Here is a 17021-nt window from a genome sequence, read left to right as displayed (position 1 = left end):
CTTTTATTCCTGAGGCAATTGGCGGTTTTCATTGGTACGCCATTCGACTAATGTTTTCAGTGCGAGTGTCAGCAAAGCCAGCAGGGTCAGCAATGAAGCGACAGCAAAGGCAGCAGTGAAGTTGTACTCGTTATATAAAATCTCGACTTGCAAGGGCATGGTATTGGTCTCGCCGCGGATATGGCCAGAGACTACCGACACCGCGCCAAACTCACCCATGGCACGCGCATTACAGAGGATCACGCCATACAACAAACCCCATTTGATATTCGGCAAAGTCACGTACCAGAAGGTCTTCCAGCCGGATGCACCGAGTACCAGAGCCGCCTCTTCTTCTTCACTGCCCTGCGCCTGCATCAGTGGTATCAGTTCACGCGCAACAAATGGAAAAGTCACAAAGATGGTGGCCAGCACAATACCTGGTACAGCAAACAAAATCTTGATCTCATGCTCGCGCAACCATTCACCAAACCAGCCTTGCGCACCGAACAGCAAGACATAGATCAGGCCAGAAATCACCGGCGATACCGAGAATGGCAAATCGATCAGGGTCAGCAAAACATTCTTGCCGCGGAATTCAAACTTGGCGATAGTCCAGGCCGCAGCCACGCCAAAAACCAGGTTCAAAGGCACAGCAATACCTGCCGCTATCAGTGTCAGTTTAATGGCTGACAAGGCATCGGCTTCGACGATGGCAGCCAGATAAACTTCCCAGCCTTTTTTCAGTGCCTCGGCAAAAACCGCTGCCAGCGGGATGAATAAAAACAGGGTCAGGAAAGCCAGTGCCAGCACTGATAAAACGATACGTACCCACAGCGGTTCCATGGTCGCTGCTGGTGTGATCACAGGCTCATGTCGGCGCGCAGCCAATGGTGGGTTGAGAGTCGCGGTAGTCATTAATCTCTCCCTGCATTTTGACGGCTGCGTGTCCAGGCTTGCAGGGCATTAATCGCCAGCAAGAGACTGAATGACAGCAAGAGCATGACTACGGCAATCGCGGTTGCCCCGGCATAATCGTATTGTTCGAGTTTGGTAATCATGAATAGCGGTGTAATCTCAGAAATCATGGGCATGTTGCCAGCGATAAAAATCACTGAGCCATATTCACCAGTGGCGCGCGCAAAAGCCAGTGCAAAGCCAGTCAGCAGGGCTGGCAAGATACTCGGCAAGATCACGCGCAAGAAAGTTTGCAGATGGCTGGCACCCAGGCTGGCTGCGGCTTCTTCCAGTTCTTTTTCTGCCTCTTCAAGCACGGGTTGTACAGTGCGTACAACAAAAGGCAAGCCTATGAAAGTCAGGGCCACCAGGATGCCCAGCGGGGTATAGGCAACCTTGATACCCAGCGGTGTGAGCAGTTTTCCTATCCAGCCATTCGGTGCATACAGGGTCGCCAGGGTAATACCTGCCACTGCAGTAGGCAGGGCAAACGGCAAATCCACCAGCGCATCAATAAGGCGTTTGCCAGGAAACTTGTAGCGCACCAGCACCCAGGCAACGATGCCGCCAAAAAAGACATTGATCAGCGCACCCAGCAGGGAAGCACCGAAAGTCAGGCGGTAAGAAGCCATGACACGGTCAGAAGTAACGGTATTCCAGAACGCTTCCCAGGTCATGGTAAAGGTTTTCAGGAAAACAGCAGAAAGCGGTATCAGGACGATCAAGCCCAGATAAAACAGGGTAAAACCCAGGGAAAGATGAAAACCCGGTATCACCCGTCTCGCCCTTTTATTTGATCCTAGAAACTGCGCCATGCTCAGCCTTTATTACAGATTTGACTATCGATGAGCAATCTTCTCAGCATTTTGTTATATAGAAAACGAATTTTTTATTATGCCTAAATGCATTTTTCATATATAGATCGCTGTCCTGGATGTAAATATAGGTAAGGATTATTGAAACAGCAATAAATTAGTGGTTAATTTGCTCATTTTTTATCAACCCTCGTCAGTAAACAGCATCTAGCCCCTTATGCAGTATCCGCATAAGGGGCCAAATACATAAATCGTTTATTTTTTTCAGCCTGGCCAGGCCAGCAAAAAACTCAGGCCAGCTTGAACTCTTCCTGATAATCGAATACCAGGTGAGCTTCATCGCGGCTCAACAAGGCTGCCTTGGGTAAATCAAACAAAAAGCCCTGCAACAGATACGGGCTGGCCGTCTGATTGCCTGCGCGCAGTGCCTGCAGGCGTTTCTGGTTTTCTATACGTCTGAAGATGATATGGCACTGACCACGATCGGCCTGTTCCAGCAAGCGTACCTGGGCTTGCTCATCATTGGCCAGACTGATGTCGACCTTGATGGAAGCCGGACGTATGCGTTCCAGCAAGTCTGCTGCCTGCTCCAGGCTGCTGGCATGCAAACCTATGCGAAAACCATTGCGCCGATAATTCTCTGCCACATGGGTCAAGACCCAGCGCTGGCTAGGCGTGATCAAGGGTAATTGCAAGACGATGTCCTGGTGAGGTAATTCCAGCACATCGAGGATGCGGCGAAATGCCATGCCATGATTGCCTTCCACCGCCGCCAGCAGGCGACTATGCACACTGAGGTACAAATCCAGCTTGGCACTTTCTGGCTGCCGGTAAAAATTCAGGGTATGCAAGAGCCGGCACAAGCGGTCAAGCTCTACCGATTCATCATCATTGGCGGCATTTTCCAGCAACTTCCAGATATTCAAGCCCTGGTCATCACTGGCATAGCTGCGGGCGTAAGCTTCATAGGCAACAATACGCCCATCATCACCAGCGCGTATGGCCTGGAAGGCGCTGGTCAGAGTGGAATTAAAATAACGTCCGCGTGCCCGCCCTTGTTCATCCAGCCACAAATTGGTGGTAGCCAGTGTACTTTGCAGACGACTCAGGTAGTTTTGCAATGCAAGAGAATGCATGTCTGCCTCAGCGTAAAAATTCTATCTATAACTTGGCGATAGAAACTTCTGTCGCTTTCACCAGTGCCACAACTTCTGAACCGATGACCAGGTTCAAGTCCTTGATGGAACGTGTAGTGATGACAGAAGTCACTATGCCTGCGGGTGTCTCGACATCGACTTCAGACACAACAGATCCTTCTATGATGGCCTTGATCTTGCCGCGAAACTGATTACGTACATTGATAGCTTGTATGCTCATGATAATTCCTTAAATGAGTGAATAATCAGATTGCCCATGCAACCTGACTGACAGTCCTCAGCAGCGATACATCACCGAGTTCGGTATCTGGTGCTGCTGAAGGTTTTTGTAAAACGCGCTGCAAGATACACTCTTCCAGCTCGGCAAATCTTGGATTGCCACGCGCACGTGGACGGGGTAAATCGATACGGGTATCCAGTGTGATCTGGCCATCTTCTATCAGGATCACTCTATCCGCCAGGGCGATGGCTTCCTGCACATCGTGGGTCACCAGCACGGCAGTGAAACCACGCTGCTGCCACAGGTTTTCAATCAGGTTTTGCATTTCTATGCGGGTCAGTGCATCGAGTGCGCCCAAAGGTTCATCGAGTAATAACAAGGCAGGTTCATGTACCAGCGCCCTTGCCAGCGCAACACGCTGACGCTGGCCACCGGACAAGACCGATGGCCACTCGTCAGCGCGCTCTGCCAGCGCGACTTTTTCCAGGGCCTGACGGGCCGGGGCTTGCCCGCCTGTCAAACCCAGCGCCACATTGGCGATAACGGTTTTCCAGGGCAGCAAACGTGAATCTTGAAACATCACCCGTGTATCCGGTTTTTGTCTGGAATTTCCTGTGCCAAATTCCAGCTTGCCCCTGTCTGCCTGTTCGAGACCGGCAATTAATCTGAGCAAAGTACTTTTACCGCAACCACTGCGGCCAATGACGGCCACAAACTCACCTGCCGCCACCTGCAGATTCAAGGACTTGAGTACCTGGCGACCCTGATAGGATTTTTGTATGCCACGTAAATTCAGGGCTGTGCCACGGCTCTCTTGTTTCTCAGCTATACCCCAGCCATCTATGGGCGTCTGCGCCCAGTCGCCATCAAGCTCTTCACGCAGGGCAATGATGTCTTGCACAGCACTGATGGGAAACTCTGGAAATTGACGCATCATGCAGCCCTCCCCTGATAAGCAGGATGCCAGCGCAGGAAATACTGTTCCACCAGCTTGGACAAGACATCCGCCAGCTTGCCCAGCAAGGCATATAAGAGTATGCCTACCAGCACCACATCCGTTTGCAGAAATTCACGCGCATTCATGGTCATATAACCTATGCCAGCCTGGGCAGAAATGGTCTCAGCAACGATCAGCAAGACCCACACCAGGCCCAGGGAAAAACGCACACCTACCAGTATCGAAGGCAGGGCACCCGGCAAGATCACATCGCGGTACAAAGCCCAGCCAGACAGACCATAGCTTTGTGCCATTTCTATCAAGCCTTTATCGACGGTGCGTATGCCATGAAAGGTGTTCAGGTAGACCGGGAAGAACACGCCTACCGAGACCAGGAATAATTTTGCTGCCTCATCAATGCCAAACCATAAGATCACCAGCGGTATCAGGGCCAGGGCTGGGATATTCCTGATCATTTGCAGGGTAGTATCCAGCAAGGTTTCAGCAAAACGGAAACTGCCAGTCAGCAAACCCAGCAAAAGTCCCAGTCCGCCGCCCACAGCAAAACCTGAAATCGCGCGCCATAAACTGGTCTTCGCATGCACCCAGATTTCACCTGAGACCGTCAGTGTCCAGAACGCCTTTAATACCGCCAGTGGTTCGGGCAAAATGCGGCTGGATAACCAGCCTGACTGTGCTGCCACTTGCCAGATCAGTATCAAGGTGACCGGCACCAGCCAGGGCAGACCACGCTTCAGCAGACGCACACTGGCCTGGCGAAAGACATCTGGTTTGCCAGCGGCAAACTGCGCCTCATAGGCAGAACCGCCCTGCGCATAAGTGGCGGCGAATTCGCTGACTTCTGTAATCATGGGTCCCATACTGCCTCCCTAGCTTTGCGATACCTTGGGGACGATGCCATTGGCCATGACTTCACCAAACGGGCCGGTCAGGCTGCTGGCAACACCAGGTACTTCCTTGCCTATCAGGGGGAAGACCAGTTCAGAAAAACGGTAAGACTCTTCCAGATGCGGATAACCAGAAAAGATAAAGGTATCTATGCCCAGTGCCTGGTATTCCTTGATGCGTGCAGCGACTGTTTCAGGGTCGCCCACCAGGGCAGTACCGGCACCACCACGCACCAGGCCGACACCAGCCCACAAATTGGGGGACACTTCCAGCTTGTCGCGCTTGCCACCGTGCAGGGCTATCATGCGTTGCTGGCCGACGGAATCCATTTTGGCAAAGGCTTTTTGCGCACGGGCGATGACTTCATCATCGACATAGCGGATCAGGTCTTCTGCGGCTTTCCAGGCTTCCTCATTGGTTTCGCGCACGATGACGTGCAGACGTATGCCAAAGCGCAAAGTCCGGCCATGCCTTGCGGCGCGTTCACGCATGTCAGCGATCTTGGCGGCTACGGCTGCCGGTGGTTCACCCCAGGTCAGGTAGACATCCACCTGCTCTGCCGCCAGCTCATGTGCGGGTTCAGACGAGCCACCAAAGTACAAGGGAGGATAGGGTTTTTGCACAGCCGGGTACAGGGTCTTGGCACCCTTGACGCTGATATGCTTGCCTTCGAAATCATAACCTGCATCGCCACCTTCGCCTGCCAGCGAAGCGCGCCAGACGCGCAAGAATTCATCGGTGATTTCATAGCGTTTTTCATGATCAGCAAATACACCGTCGGCTTCCAGTTCACCCTGGTCACCACCGGTAACGATATTGATCAGCAAACGTCCCTTGGACAAACGATCAAAGGTCGCGGCCATGCGTACTGCCAGACCCGGGCTGCTCAAACCAGGTCGTATCGCCACCAGGAATTTTAACTTGCTGGTGGCACCGATGAGACTGGAGGCAACCACCCAGGCATCTTCGCATGAGCGACCTGTAGGCAAGAGCACACCGTCATAGCCCTGGGTATCGGCAGCAACTGCAATCTGCTTCAGGTAATCGTAATTGACCTGGCGTGCACCTTGTGTAGTCCCGAGGTAGCGGCTGTCACCATGGGTAGGGATGAACCAGAATATATTCAAACTCATTTTTTGCTCCTGTGTTTTTTGCCAGACTTATAGCTTTGTGCCTGGTGGCAGCCATACTGCATCACGCACATTGACTGCTTTGGGTATCAGTTTCTGTTGATAAAAATTGTCAGCCACTCTTTGCTGTTCATCGATAATGTTCTGGGTCAGATAGACGACGGGTGAACGTGGCCTGCGTTCCAGGAAACTGGCGATAGTTGGCTTATCCAGACTTGTACTGGCGGCAATGATGGCGACCGCTTCATCACGGTTCTTTTGTACGAAGGTATCGCTGCGCGTCAATTCTTCAAACAGGACTTGTATGACTTTGGGATATTTGTCAGCAAAGCTGCGTGCTGATAAATAGTGCGAAAGATTGTTGACCAAGCCTTTGCCTGTTACCAGTATTCTTGGTGCTGCACTTTGTTCAATCGCCGCCCAGTACGGGTCCCAGATGGCCCAGACATCGACACTCCCGCGCTCGAATGCTGCCCTAGCATCTGCTGGAGCCAGGTAGACTGGCGTGATGTCTGACCATTGCAGGCCAGCTTGCTGTACGGCGCGCAAGACATGGTAATGGGCGCTAGAGCCTTTTTGTATGGCGATCTTCTTGCCCTTCAAATCTGCCAGCGTGCGTATAGGCGAATCCTGCTTGACCAGGATAGCGCTGACACCAGGCTTGGCCGGTTCGGCACCGACATACACCAGGTTACTGCCTGCCGCCTGGGCAAATATCGGTGGCGGTTCACCTGTGGTGGCAAAGTCTATGCTGCCTACCGATAAGGCTTCCAGCATTTGCGGGCCAGCAGTAAATTCAAACCAGCTGACTTTGACACCTTTCAATTGTTGTTCCAGCGCCTGCCTGTGCTTCAGTAAAGTCAGATTGACTGAGCTCTTTTGAAAGCCTATGCGTAATTCCTTGGGTAAGTCTTTCGACAAGTCAGCGCTTGCAGCAAGGCTGGCTACAGACAATATGTTCAAAGAAAATGCCAGTAACAGGCGGCGTATGGAAAACAATCTCATCATGCGCCTCAGGTCTTGGCCGCAAATACGGCATCACGGATATTGATACGCTTGGGTATCAGCTTCAAATCAGCAAAGGTGTCGGCGATGCTTTGCTGTTCCTTGATGACTTGTTCTGTCAGTGGCTTGACGCCAAAGCCAAAACGGGAAGTCGACAATTCCACGATGCTGGTTTCCAGCCCGGTTTGCGTTGCCAGTATGCTGGCAACTTCCTTATGATTTTTTGCACCCCATTCATCAACCTTGGCCAATTCTTCGAGGACGATACGCAAGACTTCAGGATTTTTTTGCGCATAAGGCCGTGCCGCCAGATAGAACTGGTGATTGCTGACCGCGCCTTTACCATCCACCAGTATCCTGGCACCCAATTGCTTTTCAGCCGCCGCCAGGAAAGGGTCCCAGATCGCCCAGGCATCTACGCTGCCACGCTCAAATGCCGCACGGGCATCGGCAGGCGGCAAGAAAATAACCTCGACATCCTTGTAATTCAGGCCTGCTTTTTCCAGCACCTTGACCAGCAAATAATGGACATTGGAACCCTTGTTCAAAACGATTTTTTTACCCTTGAGGTCGGCTGCTGATTTCAAGGGAGAATTCTTGGGTACGATGACGGCTTCACCGCCGGGGGCTGGCGGCTCATTGCCTACATACAGCAAATCTGCACCGGCAGCCTGAGCAAAGATAGGAGGTGCTTCACCCGTTGTGCCAAAATCGATGCTGCCTACATTCAAGCCTTCCAGCAATTGCGGGCCTGCCGGGAACTCTGTCCATTTAACATCCACACCCAAGCCTGCCAGACGCTTATCCAGCGCCCCTGTGCCTTTGAGCACGGTCAGGGTTCCATATTTCTGATAGCCTATGCGCAGACTGCTCTTGTTCTGGGCAAAAGCTTTCGGCAAGACCACGCTCAATGCGGCGGCTGTCAATGCCGACAAGCGGCTCAGGGTAAGACGTTTTTCCTTGCTGGCGATTTGAAATTTGCGGCTCATCTTCTGCTTTCATATTTTGGACAAGACTTCCCCCTGCCAGGCTTGGTCTGCCAGCACAAGAAAAATGCAAGTGAGGTTTATATATCTGTTTAGTGTGTCAGCAAGGCAGCACCAGCTCAGGTACGGCATGCAAGGGATTACGTAAAATACTTAAGCTGTCGAGCAAGAGTTGAACGCCATCTTCAACCCGTTCTTGTATCGCCGCATCGAGTTGCAAACCTTGCAAATCAGACCAGGTGACCTGCGCATCCGTCGCATAAATACTGGGCAGGATGTGGCGTGCCGACAAGGATGCCAGCACCGGGCGCAAGCCATAGTCAAGTGCCAGCATGTGTGACTGACTACCACCGGTTGCCAGCGGCAACACCAGCTTGCCAGCCAGACCATCTTGCGGCAGGATATCCAGGAAGCTTTTCAGCAAACCGCTATAAGCGGCTTTGTAGATAGGCGTTGCAATCACGATGGCTTCGGCTTTCGCCAGCAGGCTTTTTGCAGCAGCCAGTTCAGGATCAGAAAAATCGGCATGCATCAAAGCCTGGGCAGGCAAGTCCCTGACATGCAGGCTGCTGGTACGCTGTCCCAAGGCATTGAGCTGGTTCCCCACGTGGTGCAGCAGGCGGGCTGAGCGTGAAGGGGAAGACGGGCTTCCCGATAGCAGTAAGATGCGCATATTCTTGCCTCCGGTTTTCCTGAATACTGAAAATTACTTTTTACCTGGTTGATAAATTTGGTCGAAAATCCCGCCATCAGCAAAATGCTCTTTTTGCGCCTTGGTCCAGCCACCGAAAGTGTCATCGATAGTGAACAGTTTCACTTTAGGGAATTGTGCTGCATATTTTTTCGAGGCTTTTTCTGTGGTCGGACGATAGTAGTGCTTGGCTATGGTGTCCTGACCTTCGTCTGTGTACAGATAGTTCAGATAGGCCTCTGCCACTTTGCGGGTACCGCGACGGTCGGCCACTTTATCAACCACGGCGACTGAAGGTTCAGCCAGGATACTGGTGGATGGGGCAACGATTTCCACCTTGTCCGGGCCCAGTTCCTTGATAGCCAGCAGGGCTTCATTTTCCCAGGCCAGCAAGACATCGCCTATGCCGCGCTCAACAAAGGTGGTGGTGGCACCGCGTGCGCCGGAGTCGAGCACTGGCACGTTTTTATATAGCTTGGACAAAAACTCTTTTGCCGTGGCTTCGCTACCGCCTGGCAATTTCAGGGCATAGCCCCAGGCTGCCAAGTGGTTCCAGCGCGCGCCACCTGAAGTTTTTGGGTTTGGCGTAATCACGGCCACACCAGGTTTAACGATGTCAGCCCAATCCTTGATACCCTTGGGATTACCCTTGCGGACCAGAAAGACGATGGTGGAAGAATAAGGTGAAGCATTGTGTGGCAAGCGTTTTTGCCAGGCTTTGTCGACCAGGCCTTTTTCTGCCAGGGCATCAGTATCATAGGCCAGCGCCAGGGTGACTACATCAGCATCGAGGCCATCAATCACGGCACGCGCCTGCTTGCCAGAACCACCGTGGGATTGCTTGATGGTGACATTGTCACCGGTCTTGGCTTTCCATTGCCTGACGAAAGCCTGGTTCACATCCTGGTATAACTCACGGGTAGGGTCATAGGACACATTGAGCAGGTTAATATCTGCCGCCAATGCAGCAGAGGAAAATACAGTGGCAAAACTGATTGCCAGGCTAGCTGTCAGGCTTATCTTTTTGATCGTCATCTCTAAGTCCGGGTAATAATAATTTTTATGAGGAGTACAGGATAAAACGGCTCTATATAAATTAAAACGAAGTGTTTCGATGTTTTATATATGTTTTTGGCATATGGTTGCAAGCGATGATAAAACCGAAAAACTCACCACAGAGGCACAGAGACACAGAGGAGCACCGAGGTAAATGGGAATTCAGTGTGAACTTAAGCTAGATAAATTGCCTGTTGCGCCTATCTTTAGTAAAACGCCAATATCTGAATTCCATAAAGCAGTTAGCCTTCAATCTACATATTTTCTCAAGACTGCGCTAAGATGACATTCTCTTCTTCAGGAGTTTAACCATGTTGCGACGCACACCAATTCAAGTTGCTGTTTTCCTGGGTTTGATCAGTGGCTCTATGGGAGCATGGGCAGATACAGCAGATGCTTGCCCGGCTGTGCTGGACCATAAATTCAAGCGCCTGCAAGATGAAACACCACAAGATCTCTGCCAATATAAGGGTAAGGTGGCGCTGGTCGTGAATACGGCCAGTTATTGCGGATTTACCAAGCAATATGTAGGTCTGGAAGCCATGTATGCCAAATATGCGGACAAAGGCTTGGTAGTGCTGGGGTTTCCATCGAATGATTTTGGCAAGCAGGAACCTGGCAATGACAAGCAAATTGCCGATTTTTGTTTTAATACTTATGGCGTGAAATTCCCCATGTTCACCAAGTCTGCCGTCATGGGCAAAGATGTCAATCCCATGTATGCCCAGATGATCAAGGCAACAGGCACAACGCCGAAGTGGAATTTTTACAAATACCTGATAGACCGCAAAGGCAATGTGCTTGCCGCCTATTCCAGCGTGACAACACCGGATGACAAAAAACTGGTGGCTGATGTAGAAAAGGCGCTGGCAGAGCAATAAACCTGACTGGCTATTTGGGCATATAACCCAGTTGATGCGACAAGGAACTGGCGCTGGCACGCAAAGCCTTTGCCAGTGCACCATCCCAGTCGGTATCAAAACTGCCCTTGGGGCCAGTCGCCGTGATGACCAGGCTCAATGCCTGGGCATGATTGAATACTGGTGCGCTGAGGGCGTTAATGCCGGGTATGGGCAGACCCTGCGCCCGCGCCAAACCTCGCTCACGTACTTCTGCCAAGACTTTGGCAATATCTCGGGCAGCCATCTGCACCCCGGCCTGCCCTATCACCAGCTCATCTTTGACTTCCCTGGCAATCACCTTGTCGACCAGAGCTTGCGGCAGGAAGGCTGAAAATACCAGCCCTGTTGCCGTACCCAGCATGGACATGACCGAGCCTGCATGCATATTGACATGGATAGGACGACTGGATTCTGCGATATATACAACTGTGGGGCCATGACTGCCCCATACCGCCAGCGCCAGGGTTTGGTCGGTAATGGCTGCCAGACGGGTGATTTCAGGGATTGCCAGTTTGACCGGCGACATTTGCTGCAAGCTGACCAGGCCCATCTGCAAGGCAAAGGGGCCAAGCTGGTAAGCACCGGTGGCCGCATCCTGCTCCACCAGACCTAATTTACCAAAGCTGACCAGATAGGCATGTGCCTTGGAGGCTGGCATGCCACTCTCACGCGCCAGATCACCCAAAGACATTGCACGACCAGAGCTGACCAGGGCATTCAGGATCAGGCCGCCGACTTCTATTGCGCCTATGCCGCGTCTTTCCTTGTTTTTTTCTGTCATGGCTGCCCCCTGATTAACATGAATTCATTTTACTATTAACAAATGCATTTACAAATAACGAATTAATGCTTATTCTTATCCGATAGCATTTCCTCTATCTTGAGTACTACACATCTCAAAGGTTATCCCCATGAGCACCAAGCAATTTGCCTCCCACGCTGACCTGGAAGAAAAGAAAGTCAGCTTCCAGCAATTATCCGAACATGCCTACGCCTATACCGCCGAGGGTGACCCGAATACCGGCATCATCATTGGTGATGATGCTGTCATGGTCATCGATACCCAGGCCACCCCCATCATGGCGCAGGATGTGGTGCGCCGCATTCGTGAAGTCACAGACAAGCCCATCAAATATGTCGTGATGTCGCATTACCATGCGGTACGCGTACTCGGTGCCAGCGGCTATGTAGCCGAAGGTCTGGAGCACATCATCGCCAGCCGCGATACTTATGACCTGATCGTCGAACGTGGTGAGGCCGATATGAAGAGCGAAATAGGCCGCTTCCCGCGCCTGTTCCGCAATGTTGAGAGCGTACCCGGCCTGACCTGGCCGACGATTACCTTCAAAGGTGAAATGTCGATCTGGCTGGGCAAGCTGGAAGTCAAGCTCATGCAGGTAGGCCGAGGTCATACCAAGGGCGACACCATCGTCTGGCTACCGCAAGAAAAAGTCTTGTTCTCTGGTGACCTGGTGGAGTTTGGTGCGACACCGTATGCGGGCGATGCCTATTATTCAGACTGGCCGCAAACCCTCTCCAATCTGGAAGCGATGCAAGCTGAAAAACTGGTGCCAGGCCGCGGTTCCGCCCTGACTACCCCAGAACTGGTGGCAGCGGGGCTCAGCGAAACCCGTTCTTTCATCAGCGATTTGTTCACCAGCGTCAAGGCCGGGCAACAACAACAGCATGACTTGAATACCATCTACAAAAATACTTATGCCACTTTGAAACCCAAGTATGGCCACTGGGTGATCTTTGATCATTGCCTGCCATTTGATGTGACGCGGGCTTTTGATGAAGCATCGGGACATGTTGATCCGCGGGTGTGGACGGCGGAGCGGGATGTGGAAATGTGGAAGAGTTTGGAGGGGTAATTTACCAACGTCAAGACCTCTCAACACAGAGGCACAGAGACACAGAGCACAGCAAGAGAAATCCTTTTCTCATCATCAATCATGCTTCTCTGTGTCTTTTGCTTTCGCTCTAATCGCGTCTCAGGAGCTGCATTTTGCTTAGCACTTATCAATATCAAAAATTCCCTTTCGTGACTCCAGCGGAGTTGCAGACAAGGGAAATCACGCGCCGCAAAGTTGTCATCGTTGGTGCGGGTCCCGTGGGTCTAGCAGCGGCGATAGATTGCCAATTGCAGGGGCTGGATGTGCTGGTGCTGGATGATGATGATACCGTGTCAGTAGGTTCACGCGGGCTGTGCTATGCCAAGCGTACTCTGGAGATACTCGACAGGCTGGGCGTAGCAGCGGCAGTGCGTGACAAGGGTGTGGAGTGGAATGTAGGGCGCACTTTTTTTCGCAAGGATGAGGTATTCAATTTCAATCTCTTGCCTGCGCCTGATCACAAGCACCCTGGCATGGTGAATTTGCAGCAATATTATCTGGAAGATTTTCTGGTACAGCGGGCGACTGAGCTGGGCGTTGAGCTACGCTGGAAAAGCCGTGTCACTGCCATTGAGCAAAGTGAAGAATTTTCCACCTTGCAGATAGCAACGCCAGAAGGTGATTACAGTTTGCAAGCCGACTGGCTGATCGCCTGCGATGGTGCGCGCAGCCCTTTACGCCAGATGCTGGGGCTGGAAGTGGAAGGCAAGGTGTTCATGGACAGATTCCTGATTGCCGACGTTGTCATGAAGGCTGATTTTCCGGCAGAACGCTGGTTCTGGTTTGACCCACCTTTCCATCCCAATCAATCGGTGCTGCTGCACCGCGAAGCCGACAATGTCTGGCGCATCGATTTTCAACTGGGCTGGGATGCCGACCCGGTGGAAGAACGCAAACCCGAAAACGTCATTCCACGCATCAAGGCCATGCTCGGCGATGACAGGGAATTCGAGCTCGAATGGGTCAGCGTATATACCTTCCAGTGTCGGCGCATGGAAAAATTCCGCCATGGCCGTGTATTGTTTGCGGGCGATGCCGCACACCAGGTATCGCCCTTTGGGGCGCGTGGTGCCAATTCCGGCATACAGGATGCGGATAATCTGGTGTGGAAACTCAAGCTGGTCGCTGATGGCAAAGCGCCTGCCAGTTTGCTCAATAGTTATTCTGATGAGCGCGTTTTTGCAGCAGATGAAAATTTGCTCAATTCTACCCGCTCTACTGATTTCATCACACCCAAGAGTGCGATCAGCAAATGCTTTCGCAATGCCGTATTGAGCCTGGCACAAGAGCACGCATTTGCCCGCAAACTGGTGAATTCCGGGCGCTTGTCAGTACCGAGTATTTTGTCTGCCTCGACTTTGAATACCTCAGACGATGGCAGCTTTGATACGGTTCTGCAAATTGGTGCGCCGTTTGAAGATGGACCTGTTTGTTGTCATGGTAAAGCGGGGTTCCTGATTGATTATTTGCAGCCAGTTTTTCATGGCCTGTATTTTTGCGATGCTGTATCTGACATTCCTGCGACACATTTGACGGCGCTGAAAGCTATGGAACAGGATGCAATTCAGGTATCCACGCTTATCATCAGCAAACAGGACGAGACGTTGGCTGGCCACCTGGTTTTGAACGACATCAAGGGCTTGCTACATCAACGCTATGCCGCAGGTAAGGACAGCTATCATTTGCTCAGACCCGACCAGCATCTAACGGCACGCTGGCAGCAATTTGCATTGGATCAAATCCGCCATGCAGTTGACACTGCCACTGGCAATTCATCAGGAGTGGCATGATGCCTTTGAACCTGCAAGCCAATTTCCATTACCCTGATCAATCAGCACAACGTGATTACAGTGCGGGTGATGATTTTTATCAGCTATTGATAGACAGCCACCGCGAACTCAGCGATGAAGCCAGCACCGCCCTGAATGCCAGGCTGATCTTGCTGCTCGCAAATCACATCGGTGATATCAGCATCTTGCAGGAAGCCCTGCGCCTGGCTGGGGAAAATAAAGATACAGCCTAAGTCCCTCAAGAAACCACGGACGTTGATTTTGCAGGAGCGGATTTAGCCGCGAACAACTGGCGGTGTCTGCATTTACGGTTGTTTTAGCATTCGCGGCTGAAGCCGCTCCTACAAGAAGGAAACACCGAACTGATTAGGTACATCCTTAAATCTTCCTCGCCTCATTCGACAAAAAACCACCTATGGTCGCATGTACCATGGCGTCAACGATTTGCTCATGCGTCAGTCGCTTATCACGCAATAGAAATTCCATGGTCGGATCGCAGGCGCGTGAATACAGGGTGTAGACCAGCACATCATCCGGCACCAGTGGCGTCAATGCACCCTGCTTTCTGGCCTCTGCTACCAGCGCATAAAAACGCTTGTTGACGCGCAAGGCCACCATCACATAATCAAGATTCAGCATCAGGCTGCGCTGCAGTGCCAGGCTGGTGGAAGGTAGATGCGGCACGCCGCCCTGCAGGCGCAAACGCAAAGACCAGGCCAGGATATGCCTGATCTTGTCTATCGCTGGCATGTCTGCTGCCAGGGTATCGAGTTCAGCCTGGGTCGCCTTTAAAAGCCGCGTCATGGCAGCACCCGCAAGTTTTTCCTTGGATGAAAAATGCTTGTACAAACTACCCTTGGCGATGCCCACCGCTTCGGCGACATCGTCCATTGTCATTAAGTCATAACCTTTTTCTGATAAAAGACGGTTGACGGCATCAATGATGGCAACTTCACGCGCATCAAACTGTTGCTTTTTAAAAGGAATCCGGATTTCCATTATTTTTTCTGCACAAGTAAAAACTTTGTAGTATATTTTGTGACCAATGAGTCACAAAATGAAGGCGATGGTCATATTCTACTCCAGCACAGCTTTTTTGCTAGAGAAATCAGCATGGCAATACATGGCCGTGGCAAGCATCGCTGAATCCAAATGCCAGTGTTGCACGTATGTAGAGATAAGGGATGCTGTAACGGAAGTCATACAAAAGCCGCATCAAAGTATTAAATTTACAACAAATGTATTTTTAATCATTTTTATTAGCCATTTATCAGCATAATTACATAATGAAAATCGCTGTCATCGGTTCCGGCATCTCCGGCCTGTCTTGCGCATACGAGCTTTCTAAAGCAGGGCATGAAATCAGCCTGTTTGAAGCCAATGATTATTTTGGCGGGCATACGCATACGGTTGATGTCAGCCTGGAAGGCCAGACCTATGGTGTCGATACCGGTTTCCTGGTGTTTAACCACAAGACTTACCCCAATCTGGTCAGGCTGTTCCAGGAACTGGATATTGCTACCGCTGCGACCGACATGTCTTTCTCGGTCAAGATACCCAGAGATAACACCAGTGGCCGCATGCTGGAATGGGCCGGTGCCAACCTGGATACGGTTTTCGCCCAGCGCCGCAATATCCTGAGCCCGGCCTTCCTGCGCATGTTGCGCGATATCTTGCGCTTTAACAAACAAACCACGGCGCTGGCCAGCACTCAGGAGCATAAGGATTTCCAGCAACCCCTGGGCAGCTTTCTGGCACAACATGGCTATGGCAAGGAATTCCGTCAGTGGTATTTGCTACCCATGGCAGCCTGCATCTGGTCTTGCCCTACCGAAACCATGCTGGCCTTCCCCTTGTCTTCTTTCGTGAATTTTTGCCATAACCACGGTTTGCTGCAAGTCAATGACAGGCCGCAATGGCAAACCGTCAAAGGGGGGGCCAGGCAATATGTAGAAAAAATCCTGCCACTGATTACGCACAAACACTTGCAAACCCCGGTGCTGAGTGTGCGCGAAAAAACGCCAGGTGCAATCACTGTACAAACTGAACATGGTACGCAGACATTTGAGCATGTGATTATGGCCAGCCATAGTGACCAAAGCCTGAAACTGCTGGCAGATGCCGACCTGGCAGAGCGGCAGGTCTTGTCGTCCGTCAAATACCAGCCAAATCGCGCAGTCCTGCATACCGATGCCAGTGTCTTGCCACAAAATAAAAAAGCCTGGTCGGCCTGGAATTATCAAAGTGAAAGCGGCAAGGAACCACGTGTCTGCGTGCATTACCTGATCAATCAATTGCAGCCTTTACCTTTCAAGACACCGGTCATCGTCACGCTCAATCCCATCGAGGAGCCAGCAGCAGCCAGCATTATCGACAGCTTTGATTATGCACATCCGGTTTTTGATGCGATGGCAATCAATGCACAACAACAGTTAAAGAATATTCAGGGCAGGAGGAATATCTGGTTTGCCGGTGCCTGGACCGGTTATGGTTTCCATGAAGATGGTTTGAAATCCGGCCTGCGCGTTGCAGAAACCATACTTGCCCGCGCGGAAGCAGCTCACGAACAACAGATACGTGCCGCCTGAAGCC

General features: G+C 51.6%; 18 protein-coding genes. 5 read left to right on the top strand and 13 right to left on the bottom strand.

Translation table 11 applies throughout. The annotated features are described in order from the left end of the window. Positions 1 to 3: 3 nt before the first annotated feature. From cysW to ACO0LF_RS08420, 11 genes are all read right to left on the bottom strand, one after another. Positions 4 to 897, bottom strand: a complete 894-nt coding sequence (gene cysW / locus ACO0LF_RS08470) for a sulfate ABC transporter permease subunit CysW (RefSeq protein WP_423013679.1) — start codon at positions 895 to 897, stop codon at positions 4 to 6. Further along, on the bottom strand, positions 897 to 1751 hold the full coding sequence (gene cysT, locus ACO0LF_RS08465) for a sulfate ABC transporter permease subunit CysT (protein WP_423013678.1): 855 nt from the start codon (positions 1749 to 1751) through the stop codon (positions 897 to 899). The genes cysW and cysT overlap by 1 nt, the downstream gene beginning before the upstream one ends. A gap of 290 nt (positions 1752 to 2041) precedes the next feature. Beyond that, on the bottom strand, positions 2042 to 2887 hold the full coding sequence (locus tag ACO0LF_RS08460; protein ID WP_423013677.1) for an EAL domain-containing protein: 846 nt from the start codon (positions 2885 to 2887) through the stop codon (positions 2042 to 2044). 25 nt (positions 2888 to 2912) lie between these two features. After that, complete coding sequence (locus ACO0LF_RS08455) at positions 2913 to 3128, bottom strand: TOBE domain-containing protein (protein WP_110256421.1); 216 nt, start codon at positions 3126 to 3128, stop codon at positions 2913 to 2915. A gap of 25 nt (positions 3129 to 3153) precedes the next feature. Then, positions 3154 to 4065 carry an ATP-binding cassette domain-containing protein gene (locus ACO0LF_RS08450; RefSeq protein WP_423013676.1) on the bottom strand — a complete coding sequence of 304 codons (912 nt, stop codon included), beginning with the start codon at positions 4063 to 4065 and terminating at the stop codon, positions 3154 to 3156. After that, positions 4062 to 4946 carry an aliphatic sulfonate ABC transporter permease SsuC gene (gene ssuC / locus ACO0LF_RS08445; protein WP_423013675.1) on the bottom strand — a complete coding sequence of 295 codons (885 nt, stop codon included), beginning with the start codon at positions 4944 to 4946 and terminating at the stop codon, positions 4062 to 4064. Before ssuC ends, ACO0LF_RS08450 begins: the two co-directional genes overlap by 4 nt. A gap of 9 nt (positions 4947 to 4955) precedes the next feature. Next, entirely contained in the window at positions 4956 to 6101 is a 1146-nt protein-coding gene (gene ssuD, locus ACO0LF_RS08440) for an FMNH2-dependent alkanesulfonate monooxygenase (protein ID WP_423013890.1), read from the bottom strand. Positions 6102 to 6134: 33 nt separating this feature from the next. Beyond that, positions 6135 to 7112: a sulfonate ABC transporter substrate-binding protein gene (locus ACO0LF_RS08435; RefSeq protein ID WP_423013674.1), complete on the bottom strand. Its 978-nt coding sequence runs from the start codon at positions 7110 to 7112 to the stop codon at positions 6135 to 6137. Positions 7113 to 7117: 5 nt separating this feature from the next. Continuing rightward, the gene (locus ACO0LF_RS08430; protein ID WP_423013673.1) at positions 7118 to 8098 is read right to left on the bottom strand and encodes a sulfonate ABC transporter substrate-binding protein; all 981 of its coding nucleotides are present in this window, start codon (positions 8096 to 8098) and stop codon (positions 7118 to 7120) included. Positions 8099 to 8195: 97 nt separating this feature from the next. After that, positions 8196 to 8768, bottom strand: coding sequence for an NADPH-dependent FMN reductase (gene ssuE, locus ACO0LF_RS08425; RefSeq protein WP_423013672.1), 573 nt, complete (start codon positions 8766 to 8768; stop codon positions 8196 to 8198). 33 nt (positions 8769 to 8801) lie between these two features. Then, on the bottom strand, positions 8802 to 9821 hold the full coding sequence (locus ACO0LF_RS08420) for a sulfate ABC transporter substrate-binding protein (protein ID WP_423013671.1): 1020 nt from the start codon (positions 9819 to 9821) through the stop codon (positions 8802 to 8804). Positions 9822 to 10210: 389 nt separating this feature from the next. Between ACO0LF_RS08420 and ACO0LF_RS08415 the strand changes: the two genes are divergently transcribed. Then, positions 10211 to 10723 (top strand): glutathione peroxidase, encoded by a 513-nt coding sequence (locus ACO0LF_RS08415; RefSeq protein WP_423013889.1) that lies wholly within the window; start codon positions 10211 to 10213, stop codon positions 10721 to 10723. A gap of 10 nt (positions 10724 to 10733) precedes the next feature. Here ACO0LF_RS08415 and ACO0LF_RS08410 read toward each other — a convergent pair whose 3' ends face one another. Next, on the bottom strand, positions 10734 to 11525 hold the full coding sequence (locus ACO0LF_RS08410) for an IclR family transcriptional regulator (protein ID WP_423013670.1): 792 nt from the start codon (positions 11523 to 11525) through the stop codon (positions 10734 to 10736). 130 nt (positions 11526 to 11655) lie between these two features. Here ACO0LF_RS08410 and ACO0LF_RS08405 point away from each other — a divergent pair, with 130 nt between their 5' ends. The 3 genes from ACO0LF_RS08405 to ACO0LF_RS08395 all read left to right on the top strand — a co-directional run bounded on the left by ACO0LF_RS08405 (position 11656) and on the right by ACO0LF_RS08395 (position 14662). After that, positions 11656 to 12618, top strand: coding sequence for an MBL fold metallo-hydrolase (locus tag ACO0LF_RS08405; protein ID WP_423013669.1), 963 nt, complete (start codon positions 11656 to 11658; stop codon positions 12616 to 12618). Positions 12619 to 12752: 134 nt separating this feature from the next. Continuing rightward, positions 12753 to 14429, top strand: a complete 1677-nt coding sequence (locus ACO0LF_RS08400) for an FAD-dependent oxidoreductase (RefSeq protein ID WP_423013668.1) — start codon at positions 12753 to 12755, stop codon at positions 14427 to 14429. Beyond that, the gene (locus tag ACO0LF_RS08395) at positions 14429 to 14662 is read left to right on the top strand and encodes a DUF2783 domain-containing protein (RefSeq protein WP_423013888.1); all 234 of its coding nucleotides are present in this window, start codon (positions 14429 to 14431) and stop codon (positions 14660 to 14662) included. Before ACO0LF_RS08400 ends, ACO0LF_RS08395 begins: the two co-directional genes overlap by 1 nt. 145 nt (positions 14663 to 14807) lie before the next feature. Here ACO0LF_RS08395 and ACO0LF_RS08390 read toward each other — a convergent pair whose 3' ends face one another. Continuing rightward, complete coding sequence (locus ACO0LF_RS08390; RefSeq protein WP_423013667.1) at positions 14808 to 15428, bottom strand: TetR/AcrR family transcriptional regulator; 621 nt, start codon at positions 15426 to 15428, stop codon at positions 14808 to 14810. A gap of 287 nt (positions 15429 to 15715) precedes the next feature. On the opposite strand from ACO0LF_RS08390, the gene ACO0LF_RS08385 reads away from it, so the two are divergent. After that, positions 15716 to 17017, top strand: coding sequence for an NAD(P)/FAD-dependent oxidoreductase (locus ACO0LF_RS08385; RefSeq protein ID WP_423013666.1), 1302 nt, complete (start codon positions 15716 to 15718; stop codon positions 17015 to 17017). Positions 17018 to 17021 lie beyond the last annotated feature (4 nt).

This window comes from Undibacterium sp. Di27W, from assembly GCF_049340345.1.
In the GTDB taxonomy this organism is placed as follows: domain Bacteria; phylum Pseudomonadota; class Gammaproteobacteria; order Burkholderiales; family Burkholderiaceae_D; genus Undibacterium.
Note: the sequence above shows the minus strand (reverse complement) of the source record. Positions and strands in the feature narration are given on the sequence as shown.

What these genes read in the sequence shown, in the direction of transcription:
- cysW (WP_423013679.1), bottom strand. Translation starts at nt 897, where the DNA reads ATGACTACCGCGACTCTCAACCCACCATTGGCTGCGCGCCGACATGAG.
- cysT (WP_423013678.1), bottom strand. Translation starts at nt 1,751, where the DNA reads ATGGCGCAGTTTCTAGGATCAAATAAAAGGGCGAGACGGGTGATACCG.
- ACO0LF_RS08460 (WP_423013677.1), bottom strand. Translation starts at nt 2,887, where the DNA reads ATGCATTCTCTTGCATTGCAAAACTACCTGAGTCGTCTGCAAAGTACA.
- ACO0LF_RS08455 (WP_110256421.1), bottom strand. Translation starts at nt 3,128, where the DNA reads ATGAGCATACAAGCTATCAATGTACGTAATCAGTTTCGCGGCAAGATC.
- ACO0LF_RS08450 (WP_423013676.1), bottom strand. Translation starts at nt 4,065, where the DNA reads ATGATGCGTCAATTTCCAGAGTTTCCCATCAGTGCTGTGCAAGACATC.
- ssuC (WP_423013675.1), bottom strand. Translation starts at nt 4,946, where the DNA reads ATGGGACCCATGATTACAGAAGTCAGCGAATTCGCCGCCACTTATGCG.
- ACO0LF_RS08435 (WP_423013674.1), bottom strand. Translation starts at nt 7,112, where the DNA reads ATGATGAGATTGTTTTCCATACGCCGCCTGTTACTGGCATTTTCTTTG.
- ACO0LF_RS08430 (WP_423013673.1), bottom strand. Translation starts at nt 8,098, where the DNA reads ATGAGCCGCAAATTTCAAATCGCCAGCAAGGAAAAACGTCTTACCCTG.
- ssuE (WP_423013672.1), bottom strand. Translation starts at nt 8,768, where the DNA reads ATGCGCATCTTACTGCTATCGGGAAGCCCGTCTTCCCCTTCACGCTCA.
- ACO0LF_RS08420 (WP_423013671.1), bottom strand. Translation starts at nt 9,821, where the DNA reads ATGACGATCAAAAAGATAAGCCTGACAGCTAGCCTGGCAATCAGTTTT.
- ACO0LF_RS08415 (WP_423013889.1), top strand. Translation starts at nt 10,211, where the DNA reads ATGGGAGCATGGGCAGATACAGCAGATGCTTGCCCGGCTGTGCTGGAC.
- ACO0LF_RS08410 (WP_423013670.1), bottom strand. Translation starts at nt 11,525, where the DNA reads ATGACAGAAAAAAACAAGGAAAGACGCGGCATAGGCGCAATAGAAGTC.
- ACO0LF_RS08405 (WP_423013669.1), top strand. Translation starts at nt 11,656, where the DNA reads ATGAGCACCAAGCAATTTGCCTCCCACGCTGACCTGGAAGAAAAGAAA.
- ACO0LF_RS08395 (WP_423013888.1), top strand. Translation starts at nt 14,429, where the DNA reads ATGCCTTTGAACCTGCAAGCCAATTTCCATTACCCTGATCAATCAGCA.
- ACO0LF_RS08390 (WP_423013667.1), bottom strand. Translation starts at nt 15,428, where the DNA reads ATGGAAATCCGGATTCCTTTTAAAAAGCAACAGTTTGATGCGCGTGAA.
- ACO0LF_RS08385 (WP_423013666.1), top strand. Translation starts at nt 15,716, where the DNA reads ATGAAAATCGCTGTCATCGGTTCCGGCATCTCCGGCCTGTCTTGCGCA.